Origin of the sequence: Candidatus Hikarchaeum yamanae (assembly GCF_009889665.1) — an archaeon.
In the GTDB taxonomy this organism is placed as follows: domain Archaea; phylum Halobacteriota; class Halobacteria; order Halobacteriales; family Hikarchaeaceae; genus Hikarchaeum; species Hikarchaeum yamanae.
The window spans coordinates 36,904-50,374 of record NZ_WTZR01000010.1 but is presented as its reverse complement, the minus strand read 5'-3'; the positions used below and the strand labels follow the sequence as shown (position 1 = coordinate 50,374).

14 protein-coding genes are annotated in these 13,471 nt (G+C 41.0%); 8 read left to right on the top strand and 6 right to left on the bottom strand.

Annotated elements, in window-relative coordinates:
• Positions 1-63 precede the first annotated feature (63 nt).
• The 3 genes from ACM9H2_RS04915 (at position 64) to ACM9H2_RS04905 (ending at position 2,907) form a co-directional block, all read left to right on the top strand.
• Positions 64-957: a coiled-coil protein gene (locus ACM9H2_RS04915; protein ID WP_415488815.1), complete on the top strand. Its 894-nt coding sequence runs from the start codon at positions 64-66 to the stop codon at positions 955-957.
• Positions 958-1,043: 86 nt separating this feature from the next.
• On the top strand, positions 1,044-2,183 hold the full coding sequence (locus ACM9H2_RS04910) for a DUF373 family protein (protein ID WP_415488813.1): 1,140 nt from the start codon (positions 1,044-1,046) through the stop codon (positions 2,181-2,183).
• Positions 2,184-2,196: 13 nt separating this feature from the next.
• Entirely contained in the window at positions 2,197-2,907 is a 711-nt protein-coding gene (locus ACM9H2_RS04905) for a diphthine--ammonia ligase (RefSeq protein WP_415488811.1), read from the top strand.
• Positions 2,908-2,956: 49 nt separating this feature from the next.
• On the opposite strand, the gene ACM9H2_RS04900 is transcribed toward ACM9H2_RS04905, so the two are convergent.
• The 3 genes from ACM9H2_RS04900 to ACM9H2_RS04890 all read right to left on the bottom strand — a co-directional run bounded on the left by ACM9H2_RS04900 (position 2,957) and on the right by ACM9H2_RS04890 (position 5,173).
• Positions 2,957-3,916 carry a sugar phosphate nucleotidyltransferase gene (locus ACM9H2_RS04900; protein WP_415488809.1) on the bottom strand — a complete coding sequence of 320 codons (960 nt, stop codon included), beginning with the start codon at positions 3,914-3,916 and terminating at the stop codon, positions 2,957-2,959.
• Between the two features lie 64 nt (positions 3,917-3,980).
• Positions 3,981-4,790: an agmatinase family protein gene (locus ACM9H2_RS04895; RefSeq protein WP_415488807.1), complete on the bottom strand. Its 810-nt coding sequence runs from the start codon at positions 4,788-4,790 to the stop codon at positions 3,981-3,983.
• Entirely contained in the window at positions 4,790-5,173 is a 384-nt protein-coding gene (locus ACM9H2_RS04890) for a translation initiation factor IF-5A (RefSeq protein ID WP_415488805.1), read from the bottom strand. The genes ACM9H2_RS04895 and ACM9H2_RS04890 overlap by 1 nt, the downstream gene beginning before the upstream one ends.
• A gap of 101 nt (positions 5,174-5,274) precedes the next feature.
• Here ACM9H2_RS04890 and uppS point away from each other — a divergent pair, with 101 nt between their 5' ends.
• The gene (gene uppS, locus ACM9H2_RS04885) at positions 5,275-6,204 is read left to right on the top strand and encodes a polyprenyl diphosphate synthase (RefSeq protein ID WP_415488803.1); all 930 of its coding nucleotides are present in this window, start codon (positions 5,275-5,277) and stop codon (positions 6,202-6,204) included.
• Between the two features lie 18 nt (positions 6,205-6,222).
• Here the strand turns inward: uppS and ACM9H2_RS04880 are convergent, their stop codons facing one another.
• Entirely contained in the window at positions 6,223-6,831 is a 609-nt protein-coding gene (locus tag ACM9H2_RS04880) for an undecaprenyl diphosphate synthase family protein (protein ID WP_415488801.1), read from the bottom strand.
• Between the two features lie 80 nt (positions 6,832-6,911).
• On the opposite strand from ACM9H2_RS04880, the gene ACM9H2_RS04875 reads away from it, so the two are divergent.
• Complete coding sequence (locus ACM9H2_RS04875) at positions 6,912-8,222, top strand: DUF92 domain-containing protein (RefSeq protein WP_415488799.1); 1,311 nt, start codon at positions 6,912-6,914, stop codon at positions 8,220-8,222.
• On the opposite strand, the gene ACM9H2_RS04870 is transcribed toward ACM9H2_RS04875, so the two are convergent.
• The gene (locus ACM9H2_RS04870; RefSeq protein WP_415488797.1) at positions 8,217-8,882 is read right to left on the bottom strand and encodes a DUF1405 domain-containing protein; all 666 of its coding nucleotides are present in this window, start codon (positions 8,880-8,882) and stop codon (positions 8,217-8,219) included. The genes ACM9H2_RS04875 and ACM9H2_RS04870 overlap by 6 nt on opposite strands.
• A 129-nt stretch (positions 8,883-9,011) precedes the next feature.
• Here ACM9H2_RS04870 and pdxS point away from each other — a divergent pair, with 129 nt between their 5' ends.
• Positions 9,012-9,920 (top strand): pyridoxal 5'-phosphate synthase lyase subunit PdxS, encoded by a 909-nt coding sequence (gene pdxS / locus ACM9H2_RS04865; RefSeq protein ID WP_415488796.1) that lies wholly within the window; start codon positions 9,012-9,014, stop codon positions 9,918-9,920.
• A gap of 11 nt (positions 9,921-9,931) precedes the next feature.
• On the opposite strand, the gene ACM9H2_RS04860 is transcribed toward pdxS, so the two are convergent.
• Positions 9,932-10,813: a homoserine kinase gene (locus tag ACM9H2_RS04860; RefSeq protein ID WP_415488794.1), complete on the bottom strand. Its 882-nt coding sequence runs from the start codon at positions 10,811-10,813 to the stop codon at positions 9,932-9,934.
• A gap of 90 nt (positions 10,814-10,903) precedes the next feature.
• Here ACM9H2_RS04860 and ACM9H2_RS04855 point away from each other — a divergent pair, with 90 nt between their 5' ends.
• Both ACM9H2_RS04855 and ACM9H2_RS04850 read left to right on the top strand, forming a co-directional pair.
• Positions 10,904-12,229 carry an NAD(P)/FAD-dependent oxidoreductase gene (locus tag ACM9H2_RS04855; protein WP_415488792.1) on the top strand — a complete coding sequence of 442 codons (1,326 nt, stop codon included), beginning with the start codon at positions 10,904-10,906 and terminating at the stop codon, positions 12,227-12,229.
• Positions 12,230-12,233: 4 nt separating this feature from the next.
• Complete coding sequence (locus ACM9H2_RS04850; protein WP_415488791.1) at positions 12,234-13,469, top strand: NAD(P)/FAD-dependent oxidoreductase; 1,236 nt, start codon at positions 12,234-12,236, stop codon at positions 13,467-13,469.
• The last annotated feature ends 2 nt before the right edge of the window (positions 13,470-13,471 follow it).

The following is a 13,471-nucleotide window of genomic DNA, read 5'->3' as shown; positions in this document are numbered from 1 at the left end:
GAAGAAGAGAAAGAAGTGATTGAGCTTGAAGAAGGAAATGCACCTGAAGAAGAGAAAGAAGTGATTGAGCTTGAAGAGATTGACTTAAGCAAAAATGTTGAAGTAACAGAAGAGGATGTAGAAGAGAAATCGAAGTCCCAACTGATCAAAATAGCGGGAGAACTCAGAGATAGAAGGAACGAATTGAATCAAGAAGCTTCGCGTAGAGCGACTCTTCGGGATCGTCTCAATGATGAAACAAGAAATAGAGTAGATGAGGCACATTCACATCGAGAAAAACGGGATGAACTCAATAATTCGGTTCAATCTACAAAGGAGGAAAGGGACGAAATGAATCGTTCTGCAAGTGAATTATTCAAGGGCGTGGGTAACAAGAAGAAAGAATCGGGGGCAAAAAAAGAGAAACCTATATCCGCACTAGAAAAGGAGATTGAATCCCTGGAATTTAGACAGCAAACAGAAGTATTAACAGGAGGGACTGAAAGGAAATTAATCGAAAAAATAGCGGATTTGAAAGAGAAATATTCCGAGAAGAAGAAACAGCTTGAACAGGATAGAGAACTTGGTGAGAAAAAAAGACAGGCGGAACATTCACGAAGAGAAGCGTCGGCCCTCCATAGAGAAATGATACAACTAGCAGATGATGCTCAGCTAGAACATAATAAGATGATTGAATGTTATAGAATGGCAGATCAAGTCAGAAATGAGGCAGATGAAATTCACGCAAAATTCATCCACGCGCAAGAGTTGGCAGATTTCCACCATGAATGGTTCATTAAAGTCCAAAAGAAACTAAGAAAAATGGATAAAAGAGATGAATCCTCACGTCAAAGTGTGAGAGAAGCGGCTCGGGAAGAGGCGAAGAAGGAAGGGGAGGAGATATATGAGAGGTTCAAAAAAGGACAAGCTCTTGGAACGGAAGATTTAATGAAATTGCAGAAGGCCGGATTGCTCTAAAACCATAGTAGAGGATAAGTGTAACGAAGGGAGGAAGCCACAAAACACATCTTTTTGCAGTAGTAAGTTCCTTAGTAGGGTGAAAAATGAGTGTCTTGGTAGTATGTTTAGATGTAAATGAAGGTGGAAATAGAGATAGCTCAGAGGATTCCCGGTACGTCGTGGGGCAAGGGGAGATAGAAGAACTGGTTTCCATTGTGGGGTTGGAAGATCCAGAAAATAGTCATGTTAACTGTTTGCTAGAGGCACTGAAAGTAACAAAAGAACTAGAACAAGCAGGGGAAAAGGTAGAAGTTGCAGTTGTTTCGGGGAGGTCGGGGGTTATATTATCAGAAACAGATAATTCATTGGCGAGACAGTTGGATTTACTCTTAGAAGAAGTAAAACCAGATTCAGCCATTTTGGTAATAGGGTCGATTGAACAAGAAAGATTGATCCCAATATTGGAAAGTCGAATTAGAATAGACGCGGTTGATAGGGTTATTGTTCGTCAGATACACGATTTGGAATCGAAATACTATTTAGCAAAACGTTTTTTGGCAGATGATGAGTTGAGATCAACCATTTTGGTACCCATGGGAGTTGTGCTTACAATTCTACCAATCCTTTCATACTTAGTAGATATAAGAACCACATTTGCAATTATTACAGCAATTATAGGGGTGTTTGTATTATACAAGGCACTTGATATTGATGAGAGTATTGCAATCATACCCACGAAGATTCGTGAAATGCTTTACTCGGGCAGGGTATCTGTTGTGACATATGTAGTTGGAGTGGGACTAATTTTAGTTGGGGTTTTTATTGGACTGGTCAACATGCCAACATCAGAAGATGTAGGCGGATCGGTGACTTCTTTGATGGGATTTATACATAATAGTATTCCATGGGTAGCTTTGGGAGGATTGGTAATGAGTCTAGGTAAAACATTGGACAGAGTGATAAGGAATAAACAAGTGCAAACTGCACATATAAACCTGATATTTGGGATAATATCAACTGCAATAGTAATCAGAGGTTTTTCATCCTATTTCCTACAGCAGCAAGGTGTCATAGGAGCGATTGGGTTGGCAAAAACAAAAATAGCAGGATTGATCGAAATAGGGCCGCTAGTGTGGACAGCAGAGGAACATTTGGCCATATTTGTGGGCTTGGGGATATTGGTGAGTGTTGTTGGTATAAAAATGGCGCCCAGAATAAGAAAGATGCAAAGTAAAGCTAAATGAATTCAATAGTGAAATGAAAGAGGATCAATGGGTAAGTCTATTCTCGGGTGGAAAAGACTCTAATTGGGCACTATACCAGGCGCTTGAAAATGGGTTTGATGTCAAATACTTATTGACGGTTCACCCTCCAGCTGGCTCGTATATGTATCATGTTCCGGCAACGAGGGTAGTACCCTTTGTGGCGGAGAGTATTGGGATTGAGCTCATAGAAATTGAACCCGAATTTAAAATTCTAGGAGATGCAGATTCGGGGGAACAAGGGGATAGAGAAGTAGAATGTATTGAAAATTCGTTGATAAAAATAGCAGACGAGATTCACCTAGAAGGGGTCATAGCAGGAGCAGTAGAGAGTGAGTACCAGAGGAGTAGAATTCAAAAAATGTGCGACAATTTGAACATAACATTGTATGCTCCTTTATGGAAATCTGATCCATTGGCTATGGTTAATAAAATGGTTGAAGCTGGTTTTGAAATTATGATGGTTAGTGTTGCTGCAGATGGTATTGATGAATCTTGGTTGGGGAGATATATAGATATAAATGCAATTGGGGAATTGGAAGTTCTCAATGCGAAATATGGAGTTCACATCCTAGGGGAAGGGGGAGAATACGAAACGTTGGTCACCAATGGACCCCATATGAATCGGGAGATAAAAGTAGAATATGATGTTTTTTGGGAGGAAAATTGGGGAGAGATACGAGTGAAAAATGCTTGGCTATGTTGAGTTTCGAGTGATAGGAATAGGTTAAGCAAATAGAAGAACTTACACAAGATTACCCTATTTGGGTGTGGGCTCCAATTAACGCTCCAGAAAGATCGATATTTCGTATTTGAGTTGCTTCGTCGATTATAGAATTTTTTAAGTGGCAAGAATCGACGACTGCATTTGGAAAAACGACGGAGTTCTCTATATGAGAATCGGTTATTTTTGCACCAGACATGACATGGACATTTTTTCCCAGTGTAGTGCCAGAAAGGATTGCTTCTGAATCTATAAGAGTTCCATCGTCCAAAGCCCAAGCTACTGCTCCTATATAACTTTCAGGAGTGCCGATATCGAACCAAGCTCCATCGAATGAAAAGGCATAAACCGAGTAATTTGGATAAAGCCATTGGAGGAACCACCCGGGTTCGTCGGGGTTGTTTCCATTTGAGAGATAAGAGTGAAATAAAGAGAGAGTTTTGGCAGGGAATGCGTAACAAGCAATGGAAACTAGACTACTCTGAGGATCAGATGGTTTTTCTTGGAATCCTACCACTTGTTCTTGGTCTACTTTAACCACGCCATAGGATTTCGCGAGTTCTTTATTACCAACATCGTATGCAGCGAGACACACATTTTGTTTAGATTCAAAGAAGTCTAGAAAATCGCTTATAGAGAAACTTATTAGATTATCCCCCGCGATGACCAGTAAATCATCTTTGATTTGTTCGCGGTTTAAGAGTTGACCAAGTGCACCTATAACTCCGAATTTCTCCTCTTCTGCAGTGGTTTCCTCCACAGTTAGTTTAGGTTTTGAAAAAGAGGTATTTGCCAAATGGTCAGTGAAATCGGCTGCGAACAATTCATTAGTACTTACATAAACATTATTGATTCTAGGCTCTTGTTCAAGTTCTTGGAAAATTCGATCGATGACCGTGGATGGGCCCACAGGTAATAGCATTTTTGGCCTGTGTTGAGTTATTGGCCATAATCGCGTTGCATAGCCACCTGCGAGAACAATGGCATCCATAAACAAGAGTTACCTTCGAGTGGTAAGACTTTTTGGATAAGTTAGCATGTTGAAAGGGGGAGAATTACAACAATGAATGTTGATGCGAATGGACAAATTCGCGGAGGAGTTTTGCGCCAAGTATTGCGGTTTGGCCAGAGTCTCTATCGTTGACCTCTACGATATCGAATCCAGATGCGTGAGGAGATACTAAACGGACTACATGGAGCATTTCCTGGGTGGTCAACCCAAAGGGTTCGGGGGTTCCGGTTCCGGGGACAATACTGGAATCTGCCGCATCAATATCGATACTGAAATAGACAGATCCAGTTAAATTGGGTTCCCAACTGGAAACTTCTTCAGGGGGTATGATAGTAACATCACTTTCAATGGCGTGATCCCATTCTTCTTCACAACCGGATCTTGCTCCAAGAATGATCGCATGATCTACAACTTCAAGTGCATTCAATGTAGAAGTGGCATGACTCCAAGGGTTATCTTGATACGAATCTCGAAGGTCGAGATGTGCGTCGAGACAAACGTAAGTGTCAGGTTGTAGTGCCCGGATTGCAGCCAGATTTACTGTGTGTTCTCCACCGATAAGAAGAGGAGTGAGGTTGTCGTTGACTGCCTCTGTGATGAATCCCCCCAAATAATCAAGATAAGTGGGAAGATGAGAAGATTCTGGTATTACATCTCCAAAGTCATGGACCAACAATTCCGAAAAATGTGTCTTAGTCCTTGGGTCGTAGTCTTCAAAATGGGCAGAGAATTTTCGGAGTTGATTTGGCCCAAATCGAGTTCCAGGAATAAAGGTGGTAGAAAAATCAAAAGGGGCCCCGAAAAGTATATAAGAAGCTTCGTTTCGAGAGGCATTTGCCCCAGAAAATAACATTACTTTACGACGACCTTTCTTTGATCTTCATACTCCAAATATTCTATTTCGCTATCACCGGAAATATTCAATTCACCAGGTATTTCTAGTGAAAATGATTCATAGGAGTTTAGATCCATTACTTGGGCGACGTTATTTCCCTCTAAGTTGATGACTTGTCCTTGTCTACGTTCGATTACTGGGACCCATATTTTTGCATCTACAGGTTGAGACATGCTTCTTTTTTTGTTGTCGAATACACCTTTACCTTCAATTCTTGCTTTTGCACTTCCATGTTTTCCTGGTTTGGCCGTGCTGTAGGCGATTATTTCGCAGGGTGCGTCATCCATAATCAAATACGATCCTTTTTGGATATCACGGATCTCCTTTTGCATTTTGACCATACAGAATTTCAAGATAAGAACGTATAAAAACGGTTGGTTTCGATGGGAGGTGTTAACTACTTAAAAATTTTGTTAAAAGGCATACAGTCATGCTTTCGTTTTTGAGGAGAAAATTGGAGAATTTTTATGAGGATCTCTTGCAGAGTGAGATAAAAAAACCTCCAAAACATGTGGCAATCATACAAGATGGAAATAGGAGATATGCCCAAAAATTTGGAATTGAGAGAGAAGAAGGGCACATAGAAGGTGCAAAAACGACTGAGAGGGTACTTCACTGGTGCAAAGAAATTGGAGTGGAAGAACTGACATTGTATACATTTTCAACTGAGAATTTTGATCGGTCGGGTCGGGAGCAAAAAGAACTATTTGATTTGATAGAGTTAAAGTTAAAGCAGTTTTCAGAAATGGAAGAAGAATATTCGAGAGATGTTCGAGTGAGGGTTATAGGGCAACTAGAAAGAGTGCCAGAACGCATTAGAAAGGTGGCTCGAGAAATAGAGAGAGATACTAGGGGAAATACCAAATTTAAACTTAATATTGCACTGGCATATGGGGGGAGAGATGAAATGTTAGATGCTGCAATAGAAATAGCAGAAGAAGTGGCTTCAAAAAAAATATCTATAGAAGAAATCGATAGTAAAATGATAGAATCTCGATTGTCAAAGCAGAATATTAGAGATGTAGATTTAATAATTAGAACAGGAGGAGATGTTCGTACGTCGAATTTTCTTCCGTGGCATGCGAATGGGAATGAAGCTGCCGTGTTTTTTTGTACCCCATATTGGCCGGGGTTTTCAAAAATTGATTTTTTAAGAGGTATTAGAACATATGAGCATAGAGAAAGTACCTGGCAAACGACCCGGGCAGAAAGGTCTATGGCAATTATTAAAGTTATGAAAATGGCAGAGATTAAAGATGTCAAAAAAGTAGCAAATCGTTTGCGGGCATATATTCCAGAAAAAGTATTAGAAGAAATAGTAAGTGAGGTTGATCAAGAAAATAGAGGTTCTATAAAATATAACGAAAAGTGAGAAACAAAGGGTAATTTACTAGTTCCCAAATCTACGCTTTCGAGATGCATAATCGCGGAGTGCTCGGAGATAGTCACGCTTGCGAAAATCTCTCCAGTTGATATCAGTGAAATATAGCTCAGAGTAGACAGATTGCCAAATCATAAAATCAGATAGGCGCTCGCCTCCTGTTTTAATTACCAAATCGGGTTCTGCGGGGAAGACGAGACGTTCTTCTATAGTGGTTTTTGATATTTTTTTAGTAGACAGGAGTCCACTGGAGACATCAGTACAGATGGATTTTACAGCTTCGAGGAACTCGTATTTTCCTCCGAGTCCTATGCCAATTCTAATGGGTGTTTCGGCGCGTGAGAAATGACTTGGTTTACAAATAGTGATCTCATGCGGTGTCTGGATTCGGTAGAGTTCTCGGTCGAGAGTTGGGATTATGGCAGAGTCAAGTACACTAACATATACGGAAACGGCTTCGGCTCCATAATCAAATGCCCATCTGAAAAATTGCTCGAGTGTCGAATAGGATTGGTTAATAAGTAAATCACTTTCAGTTATCACTAAAACTACATGCAGAGGGGTAGCTTCCTGTAAATGGCGTATCCTAAAACTTAGATACTGATCATAGAGTCCCACACAAAAAATCAGGTTCCAAGGAAGGAAAATACCTCGGTTCAGACAAGAAGATTAAATAATCACTGAGGGTATAATTTGACGTGCAAGATCGAGTTGAAAAGGAGTGGCTGTTTGCGTTGTTGGCGGTTTTAGTATTGGTAGGGTCCATAATAGAAGAAATAATAGTGATAATAGTTCCACTATCATTAATTGTAATCATAGTAAACTTCATTCCAAGAAGAGGGGGGGTTTTTAGATTTGTGGGGAAGGAAAAGGGGTCAAGAAGAATAGTTGAATTTTCGATGGGATTGATATTACTAACATTACTGGTGACATTCGCAGGGATGCCCATGAATATATTTGTAGTCTCATCAATACTAGTGGGTGGAGTCTATATTATTGAAAAAGTGATGTTAGTACGGGATATATCCCCCATACGGGAAGTGGCGGGTTTTGTGATAGGGGCATGGTTTTTGGGAGCCTTCGGTCAAGTTTTAAGTATGGTAAATGGGATTCAGATTGGAACTTCAAGAGTTGTTTTTTTTGCAGTCATAGGAGGATTGCTTGTAGCTTTAGCCCGAGAGGATTGGATAGGTAAGAATAGGACTGCATCTATGTTGTCTATTGCCCTTGTTCTTTGGATTTTATCACTCCCAGCATTTGAGTATCTAGACATCATCCCACAGCAATTGATGTTTGGGATTGGTATTGCAGGAGGGTTGGGATATATTTCGTGGAGAGTGGGTTCAGCTTCGATAACGGGTATGCTAACTGGAATTATATTTTCACTTATTGTTATTGTTTTTGGAGGGTTTACTTGGTTTAGTATAATGCTTGTCTTTTTCGGAGTGGGAAGTTTAGTTGCGCGGTTGAATTATAAAGAAAAGTTGCAGATGGGTGTTGCAGAAGAGAATGAGGGTGCAAGAGAGGCGAAAAATGTATTTGCGAATACGGTGATTGCGGCGATATGCGTCGTGGGTTTTTCGATGAACACACAGCTAGGAATCAGTGGAAATATATTCATATTCGGGTTTGCAGGTGCCATTGCAGCTGCGATGAGTGATACACTGTCAAGTGAAATTGGGATTCTTTTTGAGAACACTAGGCTAATAACTACATTTAGTAAAGTTGAGGTTGGAACGGATGGGGGGGTAACAGTACAGGGTTCATTGGCGGGTTTTGTTGGAGCGTTTTCCATAGGGTTATTGACTAGTTGGACTTTAGGAGTTGGATTGGGCGGTGCAATTGTAATTGGAATTGCAGGAGTAACAGGGATGGTTGGCGACAGTGTTCTAGGAGCTAGTCTAGAGGGTGAGTGGATGAGCAATGAGGGTGTGAATTTCATGGCGACTTTAATAGGTGCCATTGCTTCCATCGGGGGGGCGATTCTAGGGGGGATTGTATTATTATAGTTTTTGAGAAGGGAGGTATATTGAAATGAGCAAAAAGGCAACAGAGATACAGGTTAATAATACGGCACCTGTCGCAGCCAGGAGATGTGCAGAGCCAGTGTGATCTATGACCCCTCCAACCATCTCAGATGGAAGCCAAGTGTGGTGGGGAGAACCAAGTAAAGGGATGAAATAATCAACCATATCGTTGAAAGCATGCCAGGAAAAACCCACCAGTATGGGTATGAATGAAAATGTGGTGTATCTGAAAATTAAGAATGCTTGCAAAGCCATGGCAAGATGGCTCCAAAAAAGAAAATGGTACATTAGAGGGTGGAGATATGAGAAATCAGAATAAAATATGAGTAAAACATAGGGCGTCCATAGACCAAGTTTGATGCACCCTATAAAGGCTATAGATGAAACCCAAATTGAATTTTTACCCAATTTCCAAAGTCCCAAGCTGAGAGCGAAAAAAAGAGTTGCAATGGGACTATCGGGGACGAATGGCCACATCAAAAGAGGTTCGGTTGAAAGTTGAGGGAGATAATACCAGAAGCCAAATGCAGTTCCAAGTAAATTTATGAATATAATGGGCCAAGCGAGCTGAAGTGCTATTCGTTCGAGGGGCGCAGGGATTGGAGACCAAATGTTAGGATTAAGGAAGGGGGAGTGATTCATGGAGTGTAATTTCTGTTGCATTGAGGTTCTTTCAACGAGGATTATGGAGGAGTGAGAGTACTAAATATATTTGGGTTATAGAATTGCCGATATCAGTGGATATAATTGTATTGCCGTCAAATGTGGTTCATGGGAGTACCTATTGAGTTTGAGAAGTTAAGAAAGGGAACGGAACTTGTAAAACGTGGTTTTGCTAGTATGCAGAAAGGGGGAGTTATAATGGATGTCGTGAAGCCGGAGCAGGCTAGGATAGCAGAAGATGCGGGTGCGGTTGCGGTTATGGCATTGGAAGCGGTGCCATCAGATATTCGAAAAGAAGGAGGTGTTGCACGAATGGCAGATCCAGAGATAGTTAAAGCGATAATAGAAGAGGTTTCAATACCAGTGATGGGAAAGGCGAGAATAGGTCACACTACAGAGGCTCAAATTTTGGAGTCAATTGGGGTCGACATGATTGACGAGTCAGAGGTGCTTACTCCTGCAGATAGTGAATACCATATTGATAAACGGGGTTTTACCACACCATTTGTGTGTGGCGCTAGAGATCTTGGTGAAGCATTACGCCGGATAAATGAAGGTGCTGCGATGATAAGAACAAAGGGCGAAGCGGGGACAGGGGATGTTAATCAAGCCGTGAAACATCAACGTGCCATTACAAGTAAAATTGGTAAATTGGGGAATGCGTCGTACGAAGAATGTGAAGCATATGCTCGTAAAATAGGAGCACCGACAGAATTGGTTGAAGAAACAGCAAAAATGGGCCGATTGCCAGTGGTAAATTTTGCAGCAGGAGGCATTGCCACCCCTGCGGATGCTGCGTTGATGATGCATCATGGTTGTGATGGAATATTTGTAGGTTCAGGTATATTTGGAGCAGAGGATCCAGTGAAAATGGCGAATGCTATTGTCGAAGCTGTGAATAACTGGGACAATAAAGAAAAATTGGCACAAATCTCAACGGGGATCGGGAAAGGTATGAAAGGAGAGGCAAATATAGACATGCCAGAAGATAAAAAATTGCAGGGCAGAGGTATTTGAGTAACTCCTTTTTAATCTAAGTATAATTCGACTCCGCTGCCAATTCTAGTTTGATAGGCAATGGATTGAATGCCCTGAGAGAAAAATGCATCCACCATGGCTGAAGCCACAAGACGGCTTTTTCCTTTGTTTGGGATTGCAAGAATAGTGGGACCAGATCCACCAACTGTCACTCCGGCTGCCCCAGATTCCATGGCTGCAGCTTGGACTGATTCATATCCCTTTATAAGCTGAGTCCTAGCAGGGGTTACGATAGAATCTGCTAATCCATGGCCCACTAGTTCGGGGTTGTTTGTTAACATTCCCGCAGTTAACGTTGCGGCACTTCCAACAGTATGGACATGAGAATGTAGATCGAGTGATTTGGGCAAAACTTCTCGAGCATTTCGGGTAGATATGGTAATTTCGGGTAGACACACGACAACTTCGAGGTGAGCATCTATGTTAGTAATTCGATCTTGGCTAACAATTGTAAACCCACCAAAGATTGCAGGGGCAACATTATCTGCGTGTGCCTCTCCGGATGCAGCTTCTTCTCCTTTGGCGGCTATCCAAACAAGCTCTTCTTTTGAAAGTCCCTTATTATATAAAGCGTTTAGAGCAACTGCCGTTCCGGCTGCACTGGCTGCAGAAGATCCAAGTCCAGAAGCCGGTCGAATTCCTTTATCAATTGTAATCGCCGCAGGAGCATCTAGGGCTTCTGCCACTACCCCTGCAGTATTCTTTTTTGGATTAACGGGGATGTATTGACTTCCAGCGCCAGTAACAGTTATGGTGGTTTCTTCTGCAGGTTCAACATGAATTACATCGGCAGGGTGACTAAGTGAGATGCCAAAAACGTCGAAACCACTACCAAGGTTTGCTACAGTAGCAGGGGCCCGGACGATAACCATAGAAACTATTTTTCCTAGGGGGATGAAAACCTACCGCTGTATCAATATGATTCAAAAAAGTTCTTTCCGGTGTAGAACCAAGTAGGAATAATGATTGGAATCATAGGAGGTGGTCTGGCTGGTCTTTCCGCTGCTTATTACCTACAGCAAAAAGGATACCAAGTGCGAATATTTGAGGGAGAGAAAGAACTAGGGGGATTGGCGGCTTCTTACGATACGGAAGGGGATTCGATTGAGAAATTTTATCATCATTTATCAAAATCGGAAGAAACGATAGTTGAGTTGGCGGAGGAATTGGGAATAGGAGATAAAGTTGAGTGGAAAATTGGAAAAAATGCATATTATATTGATGGGGAAATATTTCCGTTGGACACCCCGTGGGAGATATTGAGATATCCACATTTGACTATATATGATAAAATACGTTTGACACTTCTTACACTGGGGATAGATGCGAGAGGGATTTTTCCCAGAATTGGTGCTTATCAGAATTTGGAAGAGTTTGAACACACACCGGTGGAAGATTTTGTTCGAGAACATACAACAAACAATATATTTGATAAGTTTGTCACACCGCTACTAGAGGCAAAATTTGGTGGGCATAAACATCGAGTTAGTGCTGCGTGGTTATTGGGACGAATAAAATTTAGGGGTCAAAGGGATTTTCTAAAAGGAGAAGTTTTAGGATATATAAACGGGGGATTTGTCGAACTTATTGACACGCTCATTGGAGAAATTGGACAGGAAAACATAATTACAGGAGCATTTGTAGAGGAGATAATTGTTGAAAATGGAAGGGTGGAGTCGATGGTGATTGATACCAAGAATGGGAAGATGAGAGAAAATGTTGATGCGGTGATTGTGGCCACGATGCCTAGTGTTCTAGAGAATCTTACAGGGTATGAATGTCCAATTCAATTTCAAGGAGCCGTATGTGCACTCATGAGTTATTCCGAGAAAATAACTGAAACCTATTGGTTAAATATATCAGATAAATCTCGTTTTGGGGCGATTATTGAGCATACAAACTTTATAGATCCGAGGAGATATGGGGGAGAGCATTTGACTTACATGGTAAGCTATATTCAAGACTTTGAAGAATCAATATGGAAAATGACAGACAAGGAAATTGAAGAATATTGGGTAAAGGGAATTGAAGAGATGATTCCGGATTTCGATAGACAAAAAATTAACTGGTTTAAAGTTTCGAGAAATCCACTAACTGCTCCAATATATGAGATGGGGTATGTGGATAAAATTGTCCCATATGATATTTCTGAAGAAGTGGGAGAAGGGATATATTATGCAGGCATGGCTAGTAGATCCCAATATCCAGAGAGGAGTTTAAATGGAGCAATAGAGGCAGGGTACGCATGCGCATCTCTGATAGTAAAACGGGGGGAAAGTAGTATATAGAAAAATGGGAAAAGTATATTGTATTGTGGGAAATGGAGTGGCTGGTGACGCAGCTGCTAGTGTGATTAAAGAAAGAGATCCCAAATCGGAAGTAATCGTGTTTACAGAAGAAGGAAAAGCATTGTACAATAGGATATTATTAAAAGAATTTGCAAAGGGTAAATTGAATCAAAATTCAGTTGACATTCGAGATGAAGATTGGTATTTGAATCGGGGGATTGATATTAGGTTAAACACTCAAATAATCAGGATTGATTCGGAAAATAAAATTATAGAAGTGAATAAGGGCGACCACCAAAAATATGATCAAGTATTAGTTGCGACGGGGGGAACTCCTCGGGAGTTAAACGTCCCGAATAGTGGTGCAGAAGGTATACACCATTTTTGGACCATGAGAGACACGATTGGGATTAGAAATCATGCCGAAACCGCGAGTTTTGGGGCAATCATAGGAGCAGGGTTATTGGGAATTGATTTGGCTGCCATTTGTGGAGCACATGGGGTTGAAAGTAAATATATTATGAGAGGAGATGTGTGGTGGAGAAATGCACTTTCAAATGTTGGAGGTGAGATAATTCATAAATCGCTGAGGGACAAGAACGTACTTCCAGTGTTTAATAAGGAAATCGAATGTTTTGAGGAAAGAAGAGGAAAGGTCCAGGCAGTAGTCACAACGGATGGGGAACGGCATGAGGCAGATTTTGTAGGAGTAGCAGTTGGGTTAGACTACAATATAGAGTTAATACAGAACACAGGTGTAGAATATAGAAATGGGATAGTTGTGGACGAACATATGTTTACAGGTGTCGAGGGGATATATGCTGCAGGAGATATTGCAAGATATCACGATGTTATAATAGGAGAAGAGCTACAAAACGGGTCGTGGGGAAGTGCCAAAAAGCAGGGGATGGTTGCGGGAGAAAATATGGTCAAGGGAAGGGATTACAAGAAATTTGAGTGGATTCCATCATATTCTATAACGCACTTTAAGTATCCAATTATTTCATTTGGGCACCCTACAGAAGGGGAAAAATTTCTTGAAAAAAAATACAGTGAAAATGAATGGCGTCGGTTAGCGTTTAAGCATGGAAGGTTGATTGGAGGAGTTTTGATTGGGGATGTATCTTCACAAAGTAGATACAAAAAAATAATAACGGAAAGGGTGGAACAGGTTGATCAAGAAATGTCCATATTAGATAAAAAAATTGATTTGGAGAAGATAGTTGTGAAAAAAGCATAGTT